Source organism: Streptomyces sp. NPDC048269 (assembly GCF_040652395.1).
In the GTDB taxonomy this organism is placed as follows: domain Bacteria; phylum Actinomycetota; class Actinomycetes; order Streptomycetales; family Streptomycetaceae; genus Streptomyces.
This window is the reverse complement of the sequence record NZ_JBEZLW010000040.1, coordinates 30666-50177: the sequence shown is the minus strand read 5'-3', so window position 1 is coordinate 50177 and position 19512 is coordinate 30666. Positions and strand designations below refer to the sequence as shown.

Below are 19512 nucleotides of genomic sequence, written 5' to 3'. Positions count from 1 at the left end.
TGGGTCTGAGGCGTCCGGCGAAAACCCCGCTGCTCCGGACCCGTCGTACCCGCTACCATCGCCCGGTGCAGCCCCACCCCCGCCCCTGGTCCCCGTATCCGAAGATCCCGGCGAACAGCCGTCTGGGAGAGACGGGCGGGCGGAACTGGGTCGCCCACGAGAAGATCCACGGGGCCAACTTCGCGGTCGTGTGCGACGGGACGGGCGCGCACCCCGCCAAGCGGCGCGAGCTGCTCGGAGACGGCGGACTGGACGACTTCTTCGGCGTCGGCCGGATCTGGCCCGCCCTGGCGGTTGCCGCGACCCGCTGCGCGCAGACCCTGCGTGAGCACACCGGGGCCGCCGCCTCGGCGGTCGTGACCGTGTACGGCGAACTCGCGGGCGGCCGCTACCCCCACCCCGACGTGCCGCCGTCCCCGGGAGCGGAGCCCGTACAGACCGGAGTCTGGTACGCCCCCGAGCTGCTCTGGCTGCCCTTCGACGCGACCGTCACCGGCGAAGGCGGCCCGTGCTGGGTGTCCGACCGGACCCTTCGCGCCGCGGCGGAAGCGGCCGGTCTGCTCTGTGCCCCGCTGGTGGCCGAAGGCCCGGTCGCGAGGCTCCAGGAGCTGCCGGTGGTGTTCCCCACCCGGCTGCCCGGCCTGCTGGGCCTGCCCGCGCTGCCGGACAACCTCGCCGAAGGCCTGGTCGTCAAACCTGCGGGGGAATCCCGGGGGCCAGCGCGGCCCATGGCCAAGTTCAAGCAGCCCGCCTTCGCCGAGGACGAGCGGTTCAACGGCTCGCGCCCCTTCCAGGCGCCGGCCGGAGGCGCGGCCGGCGTCCCCGGCTGGCTGCTCGCCCACGGCACCGGCCTGCTCACTCCGGCCCGGGCCGCGTCGGCCGTGAGCAAGGTGGGTCCCCGCACCCCTCCGGAGGACCTGGCCGCCGAGATCGCCCGGGACGCTGCCGAGGAGGCGGCCGAGACGCTGGGCGGTCTGGACGAGGTCACGCTCCGCGCGCTGGAAGGGGCTTTGTTCGCCGGAGCCCTGATCCTGGCCCGCTTCGACGCGACCGACCGCCGCGCCTGAGGTAGGCCCCGCGCACCACACGGGCCGCTGCGGCGTTGGCAGCGACCCGCGTGGGGCGGTCGGTGGGTCAGATTCCCAGGGCCCTGCGGAGTCCCTGCCGGTCGGTGCCCAGTTTGGTGAAGACCGCGGACAGCAGCTCCGAGACGGCTTGGGCGTCGGTGCGCATCTCCTTGGCGATCGCCGAGTTGTCCAGGCCGAGCGCGGCGTGACGCGCCGCCGAGTGCTCCGCGACCGTCAAGGTGTCCCGCTCGGAGGTGTGCAGACGGCGCGGCCGCAGGCCGGCAGACACCAGCTGGGCGCGGGCGCGGCCCGCGAGCGCGTCGGCGCCGCAGGCCGCGGCGGCCTCCATGCCCCGGTAGAGCTGCTGGGCAGCCTGGTGCGGGTCACCGATGGCGTGCAGGGCAGTGCCGTGGTCGACGAGCGCGTGGGCGAGTTCGCAGGCGGCGGGGGACTGTTCGAGGTGGTCCACCGCCTCCTGCAACAGGCCGACCGCCTGGGACGGCTCCGTGGCCGCCGCCAAGACGCGCAGGGCGTGACCGATCACGCTGGACGCTCCGAACGCGCGGGCGCGTGCCACGGCTTCGGTCGCCGTGGCCCGTGCCAGGTCGGCCTTGTGCGTGACCTGGGCGAGGGCCAGATCGAGCTGCCACGGACTCCACGAGGGGTTCCGCGTACCGCGGAGGTCGAGGCGCTTGCCCGCCGCGGCGAGGTGCTGCTCCGCCTCCTTGATCCTTCCCTGCGCCAGCAGGAGCTTGCCCCACACGGCTTGGGGGTCGGGGTAGACGACGGCGTTGGGGAAACCCTCCGCCAGTTTGTACGTACGGGCGACCTGCTTGGCTTCGGTGACGTTCCCGCGGGCGAGCAGCGTCTCGATGAGGGTGCCGATCGCGTACCACTGCGCGGGGGTGCCGTGTCCGATGCGGTCGGCGATCTGCAGGCCGTTGCGTACGAGGTCCTCGGCCTCGGCGAGGCGTCCGCGCCGGTAGCGGACGTAGGCCAGCAGGGTGTAGACGAACGAGAGGTGTGCGCCGCGCCAGCCCTTCGCCTCGAACTCGACGATGCCGGTGTTGAAGAGCTCCTCGGCGCGGCCCGGCTGGTCGCAGTACATGAGAGTGACCGCGACTGAGGCCGGCACCTCGGAGCCGAAATCCTGGTCGGTCCAGCTCATGCCCCCGTCCAGCGCCTGCTCCGCGTAGTCCAGCGCGATGGCGGCGGGTTCGCCGCGCATGGCGGCGTCCCAGGCCCGCAGGCCCAGGATGTGCCGCTCGGGCAGACCGCGGCCGACCAGCCGCTTGGCGAACTGGGCGAGGAGCCGGGACCGGGCCGGTGAGTTCTCCTCGTCCACCCGGACCGAGTTCCACTTGAACTGCTCTGCCTGCATGCGCAGCCGGGTACGGGAACTCGTGGCACGTCGGGCCTCGTCGGCGAGCAGCTCGGCGGCCTCCGCCAGCTGGCCCGTGTGGGCGAGGGCCTGCGCGAGCCGGTACGTGATCGCTTCCCGCAGGCTCTGTTCGGTCTTGGGCTCCTCCAGTGCGGTCCTGAGCTGGTTGATGGTGGTCGCCGGATCGTGCAGGAGGTTGGCGGATCCGAGTTCGAACAGCACTTCGGCCCGGTCCTCCACGTCCGGCGGTTCGCGCAGCGCCCGGGCCAGATAGCGTCGTGCGGCATCGGGCGCGCCCGCGGAGAAGCTGTCCCGTGCTGCCTGGCGCAGCTGTTGCACCACCCAGGGGTCGCCCTCGGGATGCATCTCCAGCAGGTGACGGGCGGCGGCAGCGGGGCCCTGCCCGTCGTCGACCAGGGCCTGCGCGGCCATGCCGTGCATGGCGACACGCACGCCGGGCGGAATGGACCGGTACACGGCCGTGGCGATGAGCGGGTGGAAGAACTCCACGACCTCTTTGCGGCGCACGCTGGTGAGGACGGTCAGGATGCGTGCGGCGCGCAGTTGGTCGATGGCATCGGAGGTCTGTGCCTCGCCGAGCGCGGCGACGCTTCCGACTATGCCGGTCGGGACCGCGGTGCCCAGCACCGCGGCCGCCCAGGCGAACCGGACGGTGGACGGCCCGAGCTGTTCGAGGCGGTCGATCAGGCCGCTGCCCTTGACGGCGGAGGCCAGATCGCGCAGCTGGGGGATGTTGTCCTGGTGCGGTTTCAGCCCGCGGTCGCGACCCTTCATGGCCAACTCGACGACCTCGAAGGGGTTGCCGCCGGTGATCGCCCAGCACTCCCGGCAGAACGCGTCATCGGCGTTCTCGCCCAGTGCGTCGCGTACGATGCGCGCCACCGCGCTCGTGGTGAGCGGAGCCAGCTCGTGCGGACGTGCCCCCTGGCGCCCCATCAGAGCGCGGAGAGGGGCGGCGCCGGCGGGGATCTCGTCCGGTCGGCAGGCCACCATGATCAGCATGGCGAGTTCCTCGGCCCGCGCCGCGAAGGCGGTCAGCCACGCCAGGGATTCCGCGTCCGCCCAGTGCGCGTCGTCGAGGACCAGGACGACGGGGGCGCTCCGAACCGTCAAATGCGTGACGACCCAGTCCAGTCCGTCCCGCACGCCTTGCGGGTCGGGTGCCGTCGGGCCGTTCGGGGCGGCGGTCAGCCCGAGCGCCGGGGCGACGATGCTGTGCCAGTTGCCGAGGACATCGAGCCGCTCGTCCTCGCTCATGGCGGCGAACGTCGGCTGTATGAGCTGCCGCATCACGTGGAACGGCACCTGTTTCTCCTGCTCGCCGCCGCGCGCGAACAGCACGGTGCAGCCGCGTTCGGCGGCGAGCCGACGGGCCTCACTGAGCAGCGTGGTCTTGCCGATGCCGGCCGACCCCGCGAAGGTCAGTACGCCCCCGCGGCGGGTGACCGGACCGCTGTCCGAAGCTCCGCAGAGATCGTCCACCGCGCGGTGGATCGCCAGAATTTCGGACTCCCGTTCGAGCGGAGGCTGTGAAGCCCATCCCCTCGTTTCCGTGCCATGTGACATTCCTGCCCCCTCCTGCGCGTGCGGCCGAGTGTATGGCTCGGAGGGGGGACGTTGCTGAGTAAAGATGATATTGGGGTATCTCGCCACTCGTACGTGGCCAATGCTGTACTCTCGGTCGACTTCATTGCGGTGCGGTGCTAAGGAGTTGGCGAGGACCCGCCCGGACGGGGAGCCGGGCCCGGTCGAGTCCGTCATCAACGGCGCGCGACGGGAATCATGGGCAGCTCGCTGGGCTGGGGGATGCCCGCGGGAACTTCACGCACCGTGATGCCGGGCGCTGGGGCCAAGTGCCACCGGGAGGCCACGCTCGCCACTGCGACCAGGATCTCCGCCACTGCGAACGAGTCGCCGATGCATTTGTGCTGGCCGGCGCCGAACGGCATGTACCTGTGATCATGCGGTCGCCCGTCCGCGTCCTCCTGCCAGCGGTCCGGATCGAAAACCGTGGGATCGCGGAACAGCCCGGGATCCCGGTGCAATGCGTAGGGGCTGTAGGCGACTTCGGCGCCCGCCGGGATCGAGACACCGCCGAGTGTGACGGGAACCAGGGCGCGCCGGGTGAAGAGCAGCGGCGAGTGCAGGCGCAGCGCTTCCTGGAACACGCTGTTGGTGTACGGCAGTTCGCAGAGGTCGGCGGGGCGGACCGGGCGGGTGCCCACCACCGCGTCGACTTCGGCATGCAGGCGCTTCTCCACCTCGGGGTGACGGCCTAGTTCGTGGAAGATCCAGGCCAGGGTGGTCGCCGGGGTCTCCGTACCGGCGAACATGATGGCGATCGCTTCGTCCCGTACCTGCTCGGCGCTCATCGTCGCACCCGTCTCGGCGTCCACGCTGGACAGCAGCAGCGAGAGCAGGTCGTGTCGGTCTTCGTGCGCGTCCCGGTACTGCGCGATCACCTGGTCGATGATCTGGCGCAGGCGTGCGGCGGCCGCGTCGAACCGCCGGTTGAGCGGAATGGGCAGCCGGTCCAGGGACCTGGGCATGACCGCACGCAGCAGCATGCCCTCCAGAACGACGGGAAGCGAGCGGTGCACCTCCGCGACGGCGGGCCGGCTCAGGTCCCCCGAGAAGATCATCTCGGCGACCGAGGACAGCGCGTACCGGCGCGTCTCGGTGAGCATCGAGACTTCACGGCCCGCCGTCCACGACGCGGACATCGTCTCCGCCTGCCGGCACATCACCTCGGTGTACTCGGCGATGTGCTTGCGGTGAAAGGCCGGTTGGATCATGCGGCGCTGTTTGCGGTGGAACTCGCCGTCGGTCGTCACGATCCCGTTGCCGAACATCGGGCGGAGCCTGTCGAAGACCCTGCCCCGGCCGAACCGCTGCGCCTGCTGGACCAGTACGGCGTGGACGTGGTCCGGATCCGTGAGGACGTGCACGGGCCACGTGCCGATGTCGAGCCGCACGATCCCGCCGTGGTCCCGCAAGGACTCCAGGAACGCGATCGGCTGGCGCCACAATTGCAGCGCGTGGCCCAGGAGCGGTAACCGCCCCGGAACCACGGGCGCTTGGACCGCAGAGCCGGGATGCTCCACATGCTCCATGGACCGACTCCCTGTCATGCCACTGAGACCAGGCCCGGGCGGATGTATGCAGACTCCAGCCCGGCCGCGAACCGTTCGTCGCTGTAACGCGTGCACTCGTAACGCTGCCACAGATCCGCGCCGATCATCCAGTCCTCGTAGCTCCGCACGCATCGGGAGACGGCGGCGCGTACCGACGGGTCCGTCTCTCCGTGGGCGTCCAATGCCTGCACCAGGCGCTGCTCTCCAGCCAGGTACTCCTCAATGCGGACCTGGATGCGGTCCTCGACCACCCGGACCGCGTCGGGAAGCGAGCACCGCTCCCATGAGGAGATGAGGGAGACGAGGTTGTTGTTGTCACCGCAGGAGTGCTCCTTCGGCAAGGAGAACACGTCGTTCCCCCACGAGATGACGTCCACGGCGCTCGCCATGAGCTCCTGGAACTCGGGGAGGTCATGGATGCGTTGCGGCAGGTCCAGCCCCAGGCCGGCCTCCACCATGTCCATCATCGGCAGCAGTTGGGAGCTGTGCCGGCGCATGAGGATGTAGTCCTGGATCGCCGGAGGCCCTCCGGCCCGGCGGTTGCAGGCCTCCTGGTCCAAGGAGCGCAGTATGAGCGGGACGTGGTACCGGTACCGAGCCGCAGTCCCCTCGGACATCCCGGCGAGGATGCGGTCGCACAGGTCGATGAAACCGGTCACCAGCGGACTCACACGGGACGACGTCCTGTCGGCCTTCCCCGTCTCCAGATACTCGGTGATCGCGACTGCTACGGGTTCCCAGGCCGCCAGCTCACCGGTCCTGATGAGGTGGTCGTGCTGGTCGTCCAGGACGAACGACCAGGCCATCCACTCGGCGAGCAGGACGATCCTCTCGTACGGCACGTCACCGCTCACCCGGCCCGCGAGGTGGCCGAATCCGATCCCCGCGAACTCCTCGACGGCGTCGGTGACGAGTTCGTGGCGGACCACCCACGCGGTGGCCTCGGCGTTGGCCCGTGCGGCCTGAGGATGCTTGGAGTTCCCGAACGGAAGGTGAAAATCGGGAACAGGGAAAGAGTTGAGCTGGGTCATTGATCCCCCGTAAATAGCCTGCTTCGTCAATACCCGCTCAATTCGCAATCGCGATTGTCGCGACGACTTGTCACACACCCCTCTGCTGCGGCTACGTCCCGGCGGCACGCTGCGGCTCTCGGAATGAACCGGTCGTGGAGCGACCAGATTCCGCCGAGGCGCGACCACATCAGGCCACCCGTGAAGTAATTAACTCTCAGGGCGCAGCGCACTGTCAATGTAGGGCGGGATGAGGCGCTGAACTAATCCGGAAAGTTCCGAAAGTGTATTCGCTCAGAATATGCGGACGGCATAGTCGGGCCTCGTGCGGGCCGTTCGGACGGGTGTCGTCGGGTGCCGGGCCTTGCCCAGAGGGGCGGTTGGGGCTGAAGCCGCGGGCCACCGACTGGCCGTAGCCCCCTTCCGGCCACTGGTGCGCACGCCAGGGACGGTGCACTCGGGCGGTGTTGCCCGGCCCCCGGTACGAACCCACGCGGAGGACACCGCTGTTCGCACCGGGGATGGGGTGCACGGCATCGAAACGACCGGGTGCGCGGAAGGGCGGGCGGGTGGCCGAAGAGCGCCGTGGCGCTACCGGGCGCTGCCTACACTGCGAGTGGACACGGCCGTCCGGGCAGGGGTGGGAGCATGCGCGAGAGCGATCCGGCGCGCCCGGGCGACGACTGCGGGGCTGATGTCCTGGGCCCCTACCTGGAGGCCCTGCGGGCGCGCCTGAACGGGGAACGGTTCGAAGCGCTCATCCGCGCGGTCCAGGTCACCTGCGCGTTGCTCGGGGACGGCCACCAGCCCGTGCTGGAGGTCCCCGGAGAGGGCGAACTCGCCCCCGACCTGCAACGCGAGTACCTGTCCTTGATGGCAGTGATGATCACGGGTCACCTCGACCACCGCCTGGTCGAGCTCGCCGCCCCCGACGGCGCCCGCGGCTGGGCCGTCGTGGAGAACGACCACCCCCACCGGGCGCGCGAGACCGAACGGATCCGGATCGAGGAGCAACTGGAGGTCATCGTCCGCGCCGACGACTCCTCGGCGTCCTGACTTCCCCGGCGGCCGGGGGCTCCATGTCCATCCGGACACATGCCTGGGACGGGCAGCCCGGGCACTCGTACCGGGCACTCGTACACTCGTACGGTGAGCGACGGAAGTGTACGTACTGCGGTGCCGTCGGGCTGGAGCCGGGATTCGTGGAGGACAGCGGTGAGGGGGCTCGCGGCTATGCGCGGTGGATCGCCGGGCCGTTGGAGCGCGGCCTGTTCGGCGGGGCGAAGAGGCTGGGGAAGCCGCGCCGTCGGATAGAGGCATACCGCTGTCAGCGGTGCGGTCACATGGAGCTCTTCGCCACTGACCCCGTCTGAGATCCGAGAGCGGGCGCCGGCCGGGCCGGTGTGCCGGCGCAGCGCAGACGGTCGGCGGTGACGGGGGCGCCGTCGACGATGTTGCGGTCGTAGGTGACGGTCTTGACCTCGACGGGTTGGGCGCCGACCGTGACGTCGAAGAACTTGTCGCCCTCCGGGACGGCTCGCAGGCGGGAGCCGGGCAGGGCGGCCGCTAGCGTGGCGGCGTCCTCCTCCCGGCCGGCCGGGTAGCTGATGACGGGCGGCCCGGCCGGGCGTACCGCCGGCGCGGCCTTCGAGGTGTCCGTGACGACGAACCCGCTGCCGTGCAGGGCCGCGGCCACCGCGGCGTCGTCCACGCGGACCGCGATCCCGGTGGGGTTGGTCGCGGCGGGGGTTTCCGGGACGGGCTGGATGCGGGTGTCACCGGTGATGGGGCGGTCCGCGCCCAGGGCCTCCCACAGCGCCGCGGATCGCGGCTCGTCCCACACCAGCGTGGAGCCCACACCGGGTACGCGGTGGTCGAAGAGCCGGATCGGGACGGTCGCGAACTCGGTACGGTCCGCACGCAGACGGCCGAGCGCCCAGCCGATACGGACGAGGTCCTGCAGGTCCGTGTCCTCGTCGGTGCGTACGGACTTCAGCAGGGCCCGTGCCGTGCGCGCCGTGTTCACGGGGCCGTCCAGTGCGCCCTCCGCGGTGAGGCGGGCCAGCAGGTCGGTGACCACGCGCTGCTGGCGCCGGACGCGGCCGAGGTCCCCGGGCCGCAGATTGACGTGCCGGGCCCGGACGTAGCGCAGCGTGCTGTTGCCGTCCGTGTGGTGGACGCCGGCGCCGATGTCGAGACCGGAGTTCTCGTCCTTGAGGGGCCGGTCCGTGCACACGGTCGCCCCGCCGAGGTTGTCGACGGCCTGCTCGAAGCCGGTGAAACCGGTCTCCAGGTAGTGATCGATGCGCAGACCGGTGGCCTTCTCCACGGTGCGCACCGTCAGCGGGCCGCCGCCGAGCGCGTACGCGCCGTTGATCTTGCCCAGGCGGGGAGGGCTGGCGTCGCCGGTGGAGCCGGAGGTCCCCGCGGTCTCGGCGTACTCGACGTAGGAGTCGCGCGGGATGGAGACCACGCTCGCGCGCCGCTGGTCCCGGGACAGGTGCACGAGCATCATCACATCGGTGCAGTTGCACCCCTTGCCGCCCACGTGGAGCCTTCGCTTCTCGGCGGCGGAGAGGCCGGCGCGGCTGTCGATGCCGACGACCAGGATGTTCGTACCCCCGCCGTGGGCCGGAGCTGCGCGGCCGGCCGACACGGCCTGCGACCCCAGGAACGAGCCGGATCCGAGGGTGACCAGCAGGGCGAGAGCAACAGTGAGACGACGCAACGCACACCCCTGAAATCGGCAGAAACCACGACGAAACGGGACGATAGCGGGTCGATGTATCAGCCACAGCGCTACGCGCCGGGAGCGGCCACGCCCTTGCCGTAGTGGACGGCGACGTTGTCGCGGGCCGGCCGTGCCCGCCCCGCCGGCCCCTGTGCGAACGCCCGCAGAACGTTCGCCGTGACCGCACGGGTGAACGTCCCCGCCCTCGCGTCCAGGCCGTGACTCGCCTTGCCCGCGCCATCGGCTCCGGCTTCCAGGGCCTCGACCCAACGCATGGTGCCCGTCGCGAAGACGCCCGCTCCGCCCGGCAGCGAGAGGTACGCGGTATCCGCGTACGAAGCGCGGCCTTTGCACACCACGGGGGAGTGCGCGAGGATCTCGGCCGGCCGCGGGGTGGGGTGGACCGGGTTGACCCGGTCGAACTCGATCCCCACCAGGTTGGGGAACGAATCACCCAACCGCGCCCCGGAGCCCGTCAGAAGCCAATGGTGCGGGTGGGACACCACGTACGGCGCGTCCACCGGATAGCCGTCGTACATCACGCCGAGCAGGGAACTCTCCGGATCGGGAGCGGGCTCGCGCCGGAAGTCGTTCGTCGCGGGCTCTCCGCGCCGGAAGCCCGGGTCCGCGGCGTAGTCCTTCTTGTAGCAGACCACGATCCGGTCCGCTCCCACGGGGGAGGCCTCGAAGCGCACCCGCCGGTAGCAGCAGTTGGCACCGAACACGGCCAGATTCATGCCCGCGTCGCGCGCCCGGGTCACGTTCCGGCGCTGCTCGGGGCTCCAGTACTCGTCATGCCCGGGAGACAGCAGGGCGACGGCCCCGCACAGGAGTTCCGGTTCACGGGCCACGTCCACTCCGGTGGCGTAGGCCAGCGGCAGGCCCATCCGTTCGGCCAGCGCGATCAGGGGGGCCTCGAAGACGAGGAACTGACCGGCGCCCTTCCTGTTGGCGTAGGGGCGGTCGAAGCAGACCTGAAGGGAGCGTGACCCCGTCTTCCCGTTCGTCCCCCGGTAGAGGTCGGCTCCGCCCCACCGGTTGTACGCCTGCCACGTGGCGACCGCGTTCACCACCACCATGCGGCCGGCCGCCGACGGAGAACGGACGGTGACGGGTACGAACCGCTGCGCCTGCCCGTCGCCGCTGTCCAGCCGCAGCAGATAACTGCCCTCGGGCCAGCCCGAGGTGTTCACCTCCGCGGTCTGCCGCCACTCGGCGCGAGCCATCCGCGTCACCGGATCGAGCCGGGCCGGCGGCTGGCGCACACCCGGCAGGAGCGCCGAGCGCCAGACCAGACGGGCCCTTGCCCCGCCGTACCAGCCCATCCGGTAGGCCGACACGGTGTAGGAGGCGGAGGTCGTCGACACGCGCAGGGCGAACGACTCGCCGGAGCACACACTGGACCGGTCGGCGAAACCCTCGAGGGCCCGCGCCTTGCCGGCCCGGGTGATCCGCCAGTCACCGGCCCCGGGGAGCGCGTTCTCGGCCGGTACGTCGAGCACGGACGCCTGGGCGACGGCTCCGGCCGACGGCGCCGAAGCCGTGGTGGCCCTCGCAGCCGTGGCCAGCCACGACTGCGACGAGGCGAGCGTGGCGGCGGCGAACGTCAGGATCCGTCGACGCCCGGGGTCCGTCCCGTGACCCCCGGCACCGGGCGCGGCATCCGCTTGCGGCGCCACCACATCACCTCACCTGTGCCGGGAGCCGTTCCGTACCTGTTCTAACCCGGCCCCCTGCCGCCGCCCCGCACGCCACGCCAGGCCGGTCAGGGCCGGCCCCCGGCGGTGATCTCGTCGCGGATCAGGTTGCGGTGCTCCTCGTACAGGAGCCGCGCGTCGTCGCCGGCGATCGCCTCGGTTTCGAAGCCGCACGCGCACGTGACGATGGTGAGATCCGAAGCGGCGCTCAGGGTGTCGCCCTCAGGACCGGTCCAGCCCTCGCCCGGGACGTTCTCTAGGCGGAGGCGGTGGCGGTGGACGGGTCGCCGCGGCTCGCCGGGAGTGGACGTCGCGTTGCCGTCGTCGAAGGGGAACCGGTGTTCGTTCATGCACCCATCATCGCTTCTCCGACCGGTCCGGTACCGGTTGCGGCGCGCCCCGCGCGCCTCGTCACCTGCACGCCGCCGCGGCGTACGCTCGCCCGTATGAGTACCCGTCACCTCGTGCGCACGTGGGCGGTCCTTCCCGACAGGGGGTACTCGACGGCGTGGCTCGGCCTCACCGGCCGCCGTCTCAGCGCGCGCGGGCGGGCCGTGGGTCTGGTCCCCGAGCCGTACTGGGTGACGTACTCGCTGGAAACCCACGACGCGTACGTGACCTCGCGCCTGCACGTCACGGTCGAGACGGCGGCATCGACCAGGACGCTGGACCTGCGCAACGGAGCGGGCCGTTGGACGGCCGACGGTGAGTACCGGCCCGATCTCGACGGCGCTATGGACTGCGACCTGGGCCTGTGCCCACTGACCAACACCATGCCCGTACTCCGTCACGGCCTGCACCGGCAGCCGGGGACGGCCCCGCACCACTTCCTGATGGCCTGGGTCTCCGTCCCAGGCCTCGAAGTCAGCGCGAACCGGCAGACGTACACGCACCTCGCCCGCACCGAGCACGGCGCGCGCATCCGCTACGGGTCCGGCGACTTCCGCAGCGACGTCGAGTTCGACGACGACGGACTGGTGCTGGACTACCCGCTCTTGGCGACCGCACTCACCCGCTGACGCCCGCGTCCGCGCCCGCGTTCGTTGCGCGTCCGCGTGGTGACGCCCTGCCTCCGCCAGGCGTCGGACGCGTTCGCGAGGAGGCGCGCGCGGGCGTGAGGGGCGCGCGAACAAGCGGATGCGCCAGTTCCAGAAAAATTCCGGACACCGGCGTGCACGATCGGACGCCATTTCCGATGGGGTGGTCCGTAGGGGCGCTCGATGCTCCACCACAGCCGCGTTTCCGGGGCCGGGCACGCCCGTTTCGCACACGCCACCTGAAGGGTTTACGCCCACGTGAATCTTGCCGAGATCACCGCCCTCGTGCTCATAGCCGCCACCGCGTTGCGCGTGTTAGCCGTTGATGTCAGCCGTGGAGGAGTGCATGAGTGAGGGCGAGTTCGACCCATCGGGAGACCGGGCGGTCTCCAGCGAGCTGGCGGGAGTCCTGCCGGTGGACTTCACCGCCTTCCACTCCCAGCAGCACCGTGCCTACCTGCGCTATGCCCATCTGCAGCTGGGCGGCCGCAAGGACGCCGAAGACGTCGTCGACGACGTCTTCACCTTCCTGCTCAAGGTGTGGCCGCACGCCCTGCAGGAGGCGAGCCTGCACGCCTTCGCCTGGGCGGCACTGCGGGAGCACGTCGAGCGGCGGATGGCTGCCCTGAACCGGCCGGTGGCGATGGTGGAAACGGCATGGTTCGCGGCACTGCGCCGTTCCTCCCGGGAGCGGCTGGAGCTGCTGGAGTCCAAGCTCGGCCTGTACGCGGCGATCGCGGACCTGCCGGAGCGGCACTACGACGTGGTGCTGCTGGCCTTCCTGCTGGGCAACGAGTGCGACGCGGTCGCGCGGATGATGGGGATCGCCCCCGCGACGGTCCGCTCGCACATCCGCGGCGCACGCCGAACCCTGTCCCGCAAGCTCGGGGTGGACTGGATCCCGGGAGAGGAGAAGGCCCAGTGAGCGACATGACACGCGACCGCGACACGGAGCTGTGCGAACTGGACGCGGCCCTGGAGAACGCGGTGGTGCTGGCGGAGGAGTACGCCGGGTACGACGAGTACGCCGCCCGCCGCCGGATCGCACGCCGCGTCGTGGCCGACCGCGCCCGCCAGGCGAAGGCCCCGGCGAGGGGTGCCGTGCCGTTGCCCGCACAGGGAGCGCCGGCGTCGCCGGCCGATCATCTGGTGCTTGACGCGGCCTGCCATGTGCGGGCCGCCAGGAGCCTGGAGGACCTGACCCGCCACCTCGTGGAGAACAGGGGCTTCGCCCAGCTGGCCCTGGCCGCCGGATCCTGGCCCCACAGCGGGGAATCGGCGCTGCTCTTCGGCAGCCTCCTGCACCTGGCCGGGAAGACGGAGGGCGCGCAGTTCTGGTTCCAGTACGCGGCCGGAGCCGACTCGCGGACCGGCGCCAAATGCCTCTACCTCCACCACCTCGCCCGCGCCGAGGTCGCCACCGCACGCCACTGGAAGCGCCAGGCCGCGCTGCTGCCCCCGGACGACGGCCTGTCCGCACTGCCCGAGATCCCCGACGACCTGGAGGCCGCGCTCGGAGCCTCCGTCATCTGGAGCTCCCCACCCATCACCACCCAGGACCTCACCACCCTCGCGGGCGGTCCCGGATACTGCGGGCGCACGGGCTACCGGCTTCCCGCACTTCTGCGGGGAGCCGTCACCGCGCGGCTGTACTCGGCGGACCCGGACCTGGGCGAGGTCTTCTACCCGGGCCCCCAGGTCGCGGTCGCCGTCGCCCAGCACGCCCGGCTCAATCCGCTGCACCTGACCGACGAGGCGAACGCGTGGGCGCCCGGGGCACTCAAGCCGCCCCGTCTCACCCAGGCGGCACGCAGGTCCCCGGAGGGACAGCCCGCCCCTGCGGCGCTCGCATCCGTTCACCAGGCCTTGCGCGTCCTGGAGATCATCAACCGCCACTCGGGAGGCGTGAGCCTGGCGCAGATCGCCCGTGAGACGAAACTGCCCCAGCTGGTGCTGGCCCGGGTGATGGAGCAGTTGAACAGGGCGAACCTGGCCACCGCGATCGGACCGGGCGCCTATGTGGCGGGTACGGCCCTGGTGCTGACCGGCGCGGTGAAAGCGGACGGGCGCGGTCAGCTGCACGAGGCCCTCGCCTGGGTGAGGGACGCCGTCGGCGCCGCGGTCTACGTGGCCCGGTACACCGACGGGGAGGTCTCCATCACCCAGTACGCCGACGGCCCGGCCACACCGCTGGTGGAGGAATGGGTGGACTTCCGGGCGGCGGCCCATGCCTCCGCCGTCGGGAAGGCGTTGCTGACGCAGCTCGACTACGACGGCCGGAGAGACCACCTGTCCCGGCACGGGGCCGTCCGCTTCACCTCCCACACCCTGACCAGCCATCGGGCGCTCTTCCACCAGCTCGACGCACGCGAGCCGAACGAACCCCTGCTGGACCTGCAGGAGTACGCGCTGGGCACGGTGTGTGCCGCGGTCCCCATCACCGCGGGCCCGAACGCAGAGTGCCTCGCCCTGTCGATCCCGGCCCCGGACCCGTACCGGCTGCAGCAGGCAGCCCGGATCCTGCAGAGCGAGGCCGCCGCCGTGCTGCTCGCCCTCGTCGTGGCGGGCAGCGCGTCGAGCGGGCCGGGAAGCGGCGTCCTGACCACGACCGTCTAGGGAGTGTCGTCACAGTAGCGTGGGCCGCCCGGAGGGCGGGGCGTGCGTGCCGGGCCCCGCCAGCCGGACGGGACTCTGACAACACACCTAGGGCCGGCCATCTGAAGGACGGACCCGCAGCGCACGCGCGACGGGCCCGTCCGCCGTTCCCTCGGGCGTACGCCCGCCTGCAGGTGATCCGGGCATGTTCTGACACGGACGGCAGGGTCGCACCCGCTCCAGCGGGTGCGCGGTCCGCTCGAATGGGGGAAGCTGGGCATGGCCGCAGCGTGGACGGTGACAGGCAAGCGAGGAGGGTCTCGTGAAGGCTTCAGGAGACGGCCGGCTCGCCCGCGCACCCCGCTCGAGAGTGCGGACGGCCACTTTGCTCTGCGCGGCGGCAGCCCTCGTGGCGGCCGCCGTTCCGGCCACCGCGCAGCCGGGGGCCGTACCCGCCCCGACCCCGGCGCCGGGAACAGTGGTGGTCGCCGACTGCTTCTCGAAGGCCCAGGTACGCCCCGACGAATACCTGCTGGCCTGCGGGGACGGCAACAACCGCCTCGTCGGGCTGCGCTGGGACACCTGGGGACCGCGGAGCGCGACGGCCACCGGTACCGACATGGTGAACGACTGCCGCCCCTACTGCGCCGCAGGCCGCTTCCGCCCCTACCCGGTGACGGTGACCCTGAGCAAGCCGGAGCCCTGGCCCGATCGCCCCGGCGTCCAGCGCTTCACCACGATCCGGCTCGTCTACACCGACACCGCGCCGTCTCCGGTCGCGAAGGACGTCACGTACAAGCTCGTGTACTGACGGCGCTCCCGGCACGCACGGACCGCCTGCCCCGCCCCGTCCACCGGCGCGTCACTGGGGCGGGGCGGATGCGAGCCCGATGCATTCGACGTCGATCTGGTCCGCGAGCTGGTCCAGCACCCCGGCCAGATCGAGCACTGTCTGTGCATCGCCGCGCATCTCTCCGGAGTCGGTGGACCGCGTCCAGTCGGCCGCGAGGCGGCGCAGCAGCTCGGTGACATGGTCGGCGGGTATCAGCAGCAGGCCGTCGGCGGCGGGGACCAGCGGTATGGACACTTGGATCATGGGACCGCCTCCCGGCGACGAAGTAGCGACAACCGTCCCGACCAGGTCCGTGACCAGCTGATTCCGGTCGGGATCAGGACCGGGCCTCAGCGACCGGTCTTCCTCCGGCCGCCCAGGCGGGGTAGCTCATCGTGGAGCAGTCTGCCCGCGAGAGCGCCGCCGAACACCACGACGCGACACCGAGCAGCCATGACTGGATGACGAGGACGGTCCCGAAGGGGCCGTAGGTGACGGCGTTGGACGCGATCAGCGGTGAGAAGACGAGCTGGGAGAAGACCCTGAGCCCGAGGAGCCCCAGCATGGTGGCCGCCGCGCCCGGGAGCAGGGCCGTCCACGCGATCCGGCTGCCCAGCAGCAGCCGCTGTGACCACCAGAAGAACAGGGTGCCGATCAGCACGGTGACGACACCGCGGGCCGGGGACTCGCGCCAGGGCGGCGAGATGGCCCAGGTACAGGCTGCCGATCAGCACGGCGAGCCACAGCACGCGTCGCCACCTGGCCCACCAGCGGTCCGGGGGAAGACCCCAGACCTTCTCGTAGCCGCTCTGCACCAACGTGCCGAACGACAGTCCGAACACGGCCAGCAGGGCGAGGCCGAACGCGGTCGTGGTCCGCCGGGCGGGCCACCAAGAGGTGGCCGCGCCAGAGGTCCACTGCGGGAAGCGGCCTCAGGCCGAAGGCTGCTGAGGGCTCATCACGGTGAAGAGCGCGCCCTCGGGGTCGGTGAGGATCACCGAGCGGTCGGAACTCGTCGTACGGACGGGACCGGCGGCCCGGCCGCCCAGAGCGGTGGCGGCGTCCATCGCGCTCTCCAGATCGGGCACGTGGAAGTGGACGTGCCAGCGGGGGCGCACCTGCGGGTCCGGGTCCTCCTCCAGCGCGCCGCCGCTGATCCGCGCGACGGTGTCGTGACCGTGCCGCAGCACGACGTGGTCGTGCTCGTAGGAGACGGTGCAGGAGCCCGGCCGCTCGCCGGCCCAGTCGAGGACCTCGCCGTAGAAGATTGCCGCGGCGAACGCGTCGCGCGTACGCAGTTCCAGCCAGGCCGGGGCGCTTCCGCGGCCCACCGCCCAGTCCGGGATGACTTCGCCCTGCCAGAAGCCGAAGACGGCCCCCGCGGGGTCGGCGGCCAGGGCGGCCCGCCCGGTGCCGAAGGCGAGGGGGCCGACGGCCATGGTGGCTCCGCGCTCGCGGATGCGCGCGGCGGTGACATCGGCGTCGTCGACAGCGAAGTACGGGGTCCACGCCACCGGCACGCTGAGGCTCCTGGCCAGTGCGCCCATGCCCGCGACGGGAGATCCGTGGCTCACCGCAACCGTGAAACCCTCGCCGAGGCGGGTGCTGCGGAACTCCCAGCCCAGCACGGCGCCGTAGAACCGCCGTGCGGCATCAAGATCCCGAGTCATCAGGCTGACCCAGCACGGTGCACCAAAGACTTCATGGCTCGACGTCGACACAGCTGTCAGCCTCATCCGCAGGTCGCAGGGCGCAGGACTCCTCCACGGTAGCCCCGCCGCGCTCGACCGGCCGCGAGGCTCGGCGCCCGCTTACCCGTGCGCGTGAGCAAATCGGCGGGGCGGGCAGAGCCGTCGGCGGCAGCGGGGCTTCCGCTCACCGGGGCAACGTCCTGCGTGTCGCGGACGGCCGGGTGCGACCGCAGCGGTCACCGGTCCATGATCGGACCATGCGTCCGATCATTGCCTGCCTGCTGTCCGGCTCCTTGTGCCTGGGCGTATCGGCATGCGCCTCTGCCGGAGAACGAACGAGGGCCGCGCAGGCCGCGGCCACCGCGTTCGAGGGCGCCCTCGCGGACGGCGACACCCGGCTGGCGTGCGCGGCCCTGGCGCCCGGTACACGGGAGGAACTGGAGCAGGACGCGCCGTGCACGGCCGCCCTGAGGTCCCTGAAGCTCACCCCGGCCACGGGCCGCGCGCGGGAGTCGATGGTCTACGGCTCCCAGGCGCGCGTCGTCTACGCGGATGACAGCGTCTTCCTGGCCCTCTTCCCGGAGGGCTGGAGGATCACCGCCGCGGGCTGCGTCCCGAGGCAGGGGCGCCCCTTCCGGTGCGAACTGAAGGGCGACTGAGGTGCGCACGATGTTCCTGCTCTGCCTGACCGTGGTGTTCGGCGGGCTCGCGTACGCGCTCACGGTGGGGCTGATGCAGCGGTGAGCGGCTTCGGACGGTTTGCCCGCGAGAACGGGCTCACGCTGGCCTTCGGCACGGGCTTCCTGCTCACCCTGGCCGGTCAGGCCGTCGCCGGGCACGCCGAGCTCAACACGATCCTGACCGCCGAGAGCCTGCACCCGCTGTCGTTCGCCGACTACCTCTTCACCTCCGACTTCATGGTCGACGTCACCGAGAACTGGCAGTCGGAGTTCCTTCAGTTCTTCCTCTACATCGTCGGCACCGTGTGGCTGCTCCAGCGCGGATCGCCGGAGTCCAAATCGCTCGACAAGGCCGGCACCGAATCGGACGAGGAACAGAAGGTCGGAGCCTGGGCCACGCCGGACTCGCCGAAGTCGGCGTCCGCCGGAGGCCTGCGCCAGGCCCTCTACTCGAGATCGCTCGGCATCGTGATGTGCCTGATCTTCGTCCTGTCGTGGCTCGCCCAGTCCGTCACCGGCCGCGTGGCCTTCAACGAGGAACAGCTCCGCGACCTGCAAGAACCGGTGGAGTGGCCTGCCTATGTGGCGTCGGCGGAGTTCTGGAACCGCACGCTGCAGAACTGGCAGTCCGAACTCCTCGCCGTCGCGTCGATGGCGATCCTGGCGGTGTACCTGCGCCAGCGGGGCTCACCCGAATCGAAGCCGGTCGGCGCGGCGCACACCTCCACGGGCATCGAAGGGTGACCCCATCTCCGAATGGGGAGGGAGCCGTACGGGATGCCCGTGCGGCAGAGGGCGTGCGCGGGGCCGTGGTGTTGCGGGGGCCTACTCGGCGATCTCCGTCCGCTCCCACCACTCGTACACGGGCAGCTCGCCCTCCTGGCCGGCCCGGTGCCGCGACGTGGGCTTGAAGTGCTCGTATCCGCCGCGGTGCGGGATCTTCAGGTCTTCTCCGGGGGCGGGGGCCGTGACGATCCGCTCGCGCAGGTCGTCCGGGCCGCCCTCAAGCATTGCCTTGTCTGCCATGCCTCCAGTCTTCCGACCGGCGGGAGGACCCGCATGTCGAATCCCTGTCGGCGTCGGCCGTTCAGGCCTGCTGTTCGCTGATGTTGACCATCCAGGTGATGCCGAAGCGGTCCATGCACATGCCGAAGACATCGCCCCACATCTGCTTGTCCAGCGGGACCGCGACCGTGCCGCCGGTGGAGAGCTTGTCCCAGTAGCCGCGCAGTTCGCCGGCGTCCTCCCCGCTCAGGCTCACCGCGATGTTGTTCCCGGGGTTGTGCTGCGTTCCCGGCGGGTTGTCGGCGCCCATGAGGGTGAAGCCGCTGTCGGACTCCAGCATGCCGTGCATGATCCTGTCGCCGGCGTCTCCGGCCTCCTTCCCGCCGAAGTCACCGTAGGTGTTCAGCGTCAGGGAGCCGCCGAAGACGCCCTTGTAGAACTCCAAGGCCTGGCGGGCGTCACCGTCGAAGCTGATGTACGGGTTGAGACGGGAAGGCATGGCATTTCCCCTTTCGTGATGAGACGTCAGTTCCCGCAGGGTAGGTGATGCGCAATACCGTCCCTTCCCAGCCACGCGCAAGGCTTCAACGAGAAAATCCTTGAGGGCGCACTAGACTGGTGGGTTGTTTGG

Annotated in this window: 20 protein-coding genes; 9 read left to right on the top strand and 11 right to left on the bottom strand. The window is 71.1% G+C overall.

Going from position 1 to position 19512, the window contains the following annotated elements; genetic code table 11:
• Positions 1-65: 65 nt before the first annotated feature.
• The gene (locus tag AB0D48_RS29890) at positions 66-1067 is read left to right on the top strand and encodes an RNA ligase family protein (RefSeq protein ID WP_362403725.1); all 1002 of its coding nucleotides are present in this window, start codon (positions 66-68) and stop codon (positions 1065-1067) included.
• Positions 1068-1134: 67 nt separating this feature from the next.
• Here the strand turns inward: AB0D48_RS29890 and AB0D48_RS29885 are convergent, their stop codons facing one another.
• The 3 genes from AB0D48_RS29885 to AB0D48_RS29875 all read right to left on the bottom strand — a co-directional run bounded on the left by AB0D48_RS29885 (position 1135) and on the right by AB0D48_RS29875 (position 6634).
• Positions 1135-3951 carry an AAA family ATPase gene (locus AB0D48_RS29885; RefSeq protein ID WP_362403723.1) on the bottom strand — a complete coding sequence of 939 codons (2817 nt, stop codon included), beginning with the start codon at positions 3949-3951 and terminating at the stop codon, positions 1135-1137.
• 278 nt (positions 3952-4229) lie between these two features.
• Positions 4230-5582, bottom strand: coding sequence for a cytochrome P450 (locus AB0D48_RS29880; protein WP_362403720.1), 1353 nt, complete (start codon positions 5580-5582; stop codon positions 4230-4232).
• A gap of 14 nt (positions 5583-5596) precedes the next feature.
• Complete coding sequence (locus AB0D48_RS29875) at positions 5597-6634, bottom strand: terpene synthase family protein (RefSeq protein ID WP_362403717.1); 1038 nt, start codon at positions 6632-6634, stop codon at positions 5597-5599.
• 627 nt (positions 6635-7261) lie between these two features.
• Between AB0D48_RS29875 and AB0D48_RS29870 the strand changes: the two genes are divergently transcribed.
• Entirely contained in the window at positions 7262-7669 is a 408-nt protein-coding gene (locus AB0D48_RS29870; protein ID WP_362403714.1) for a hypothetical protein, read from the top strand.
• 131 nt (positions 7670-7800) lie between these two features.
• Positions 7801-7986 carry a hypothetical protein gene (locus AB0D48_RS29865; RefSeq protein ID WP_362403749.1) on the top strand — a complete coding sequence of 62 codons (186 nt, stop codon included), beginning with the start codon at positions 7801-7803 and terminating at the stop codon, positions 7984-7986.
• Here AB0D48_RS29865 and AB0D48_RS29860 read toward each other — a convergent pair.
• From AB0D48_RS29860 to AB0D48_RS29850, 3 genes are all read right to left on the bottom strand, one after another.
• Complete coding sequence (locus tag AB0D48_RS29860) at positions 7953-9341, bottom strand: LCP family protein (protein WP_362403711.1); 1389 nt, start codon at positions 9339-9341, stop codon at positions 7953-7955. The genes AB0D48_RS29865 and AB0D48_RS29860 overlap by 34 nt on opposite strands.
• A gap of 71 nt (positions 9342-9412) precedes the next feature.
• On the bottom strand, positions 9413-11023 hold the full coding sequence (locus tag AB0D48_RS29855) for a N,N-dimethylformamidase beta subunit family domain-containing protein (RefSeq protein ID WP_362403708.1): 1611 nt from the start codon (positions 11021-11023) through the stop codon (positions 9413-9415).
• 86 nt (positions 11024-11109) lie between these two features.
• Complete coding sequence (locus AB0D48_RS29850; RefSeq protein WP_362403705.1) at positions 11110-11391, bottom strand: hypothetical protein; 282 nt, start codon at positions 11389-11391, stop codon at positions 11110-11112.
• 96 nt (positions 11392-11487) lie between these two features.
• Between AB0D48_RS29850 and AB0D48_RS29845 the strand changes: the two genes are divergently transcribed.
• The 4 genes from AB0D48_RS29845 to AB0D48_RS29830 all read left to right on the top strand — a co-directional run bounded on the left by AB0D48_RS29845 (position 11488) and on the right by AB0D48_RS29830 (position 15484).
• Positions 11488-12060 carry a putative glycolipid-binding domain-containing protein gene (locus tag AB0D48_RS29845; RefSeq protein WP_362403703.1) on the top strand — a complete coding sequence of 191 codons (573 nt, stop codon included), beginning with the start codon at positions 11488-11490 and terminating at the stop codon, positions 12058-12060.
• A 364-nt stretch (positions 12061-12424) separates the two neighbouring features.
• Positions 12425-13003 (top strand): sigma-70 family RNA polymerase sigma factor, encoded by a 579-nt coding sequence (locus AB0D48_RS29840; protein ID WP_362403700.1) that lies wholly within the window; start codon positions 12425-12427, stop codon positions 13001-13003.
• Between the two features lie 941 nt (positions 13004-13944).
• Positions 13945-14694: an IclR family transcriptional regulator C-terminal domain-containing protein gene (locus tag AB0D48_RS29835; RefSeq protein ID WP_362403746.1), complete on the top strand. Its 750-nt coding sequence runs from the start codon at positions 13945-13947 to the stop codon at positions 14692-14694.
• 301 nt (positions 14695-14995) lie between these two features.
• Entirely contained in the window at positions 14996-15484 is a 489-nt protein-coding gene (locus AB0D48_RS29830) for a hypothetical protein (protein ID WP_362403697.1), read from the top strand.
• Between the two features lie 51 nt (positions 15485-15535).
• Here the strand turns inward: AB0D48_RS29830 and AB0D48_RS29825 are convergent, their stop codons facing one another.
• From AB0D48_RS29825 to AB0D48_RS29815, 3 genes are all read right to left on the bottom strand, one after another.
• On the bottom strand, positions 15536-15769 hold the full coding sequence (locus AB0D48_RS29825) for a DUF6213 family protein (RefSeq protein WP_362403694.1): 234 nt from the start codon (positions 15767-15769) through the stop codon (positions 15536-15538).
• Between the two features lie 73 nt (positions 15770-15842).
• A complete protein-coding gene (locus AB0D48_RS29820; RefSeq protein WP_362403691.1) occupies positions 15843-16166 on the bottom strand; it encodes a hypothetical protein in 324 nt (107 codons plus the stop codon).
• 271 nt (positions 16167-16437) lie between these two features.
• Positions 16438-17175, bottom strand: coding sequence for a VOC family protein (locus tag AB0D48_RS29815; RefSeq protein ID WP_362403688.1), 738 nt, complete (start codon positions 17173-17175; stop codon positions 16438-16440).
• A gap of 278 nt (positions 17176-17453) precedes the next feature.
• On the opposite strand from AB0D48_RS29815, the gene AB0D48_RS29810 reads away from it, so the two are divergent.
• A complete protein-coding gene (locus AB0D48_RS29810; protein WP_362403685.1) occupies positions 17454-17855 on the top strand; it encodes a hypothetical protein in 402 nt (133 codons plus the stop codon).
• A gap of 81 nt (positions 17856-17936) precedes the next feature.
• Positions 17937-18620: a DUF6766 family protein gene (locus AB0D48_RS29805; RefSeq protein WP_362403682.1), complete on the top strand. Its 684-nt coding sequence runs from the start codon at positions 17937-17939 to the stop codon at positions 18618-18620.
• Positions 18621-18701: 81 nt separating this feature from the next.
• Here the strand turns inward: AB0D48_RS29805 and AB0D48_RS29800 are convergent, their stop codons facing one another.
• Both AB0D48_RS29800 and AB0D48_RS29795 read right to left on the bottom strand, forming a co-directional pair.
• The gene (locus AB0D48_RS29800) at positions 18702-18902 is read right to left on the bottom strand and encodes a DUF5988 family protein (protein ID WP_362403680.1); all 201 of its coding nucleotides are present in this window, start codon (positions 18900-18902) and stop codon (positions 18702-18704) included.
• Positions 18903-18963: 61 nt separating this feature from the next.
• Positions 18964-19380: a VOC family protein gene (locus AB0D48_RS29795; protein ID WP_362403677.1), complete on the bottom strand. Its 417-nt coding sequence runs from the start codon at positions 19378-19380 to the stop codon at positions 18964-18966.
• Positions 19381-19512: the final 132 nt, after the last annotated feature.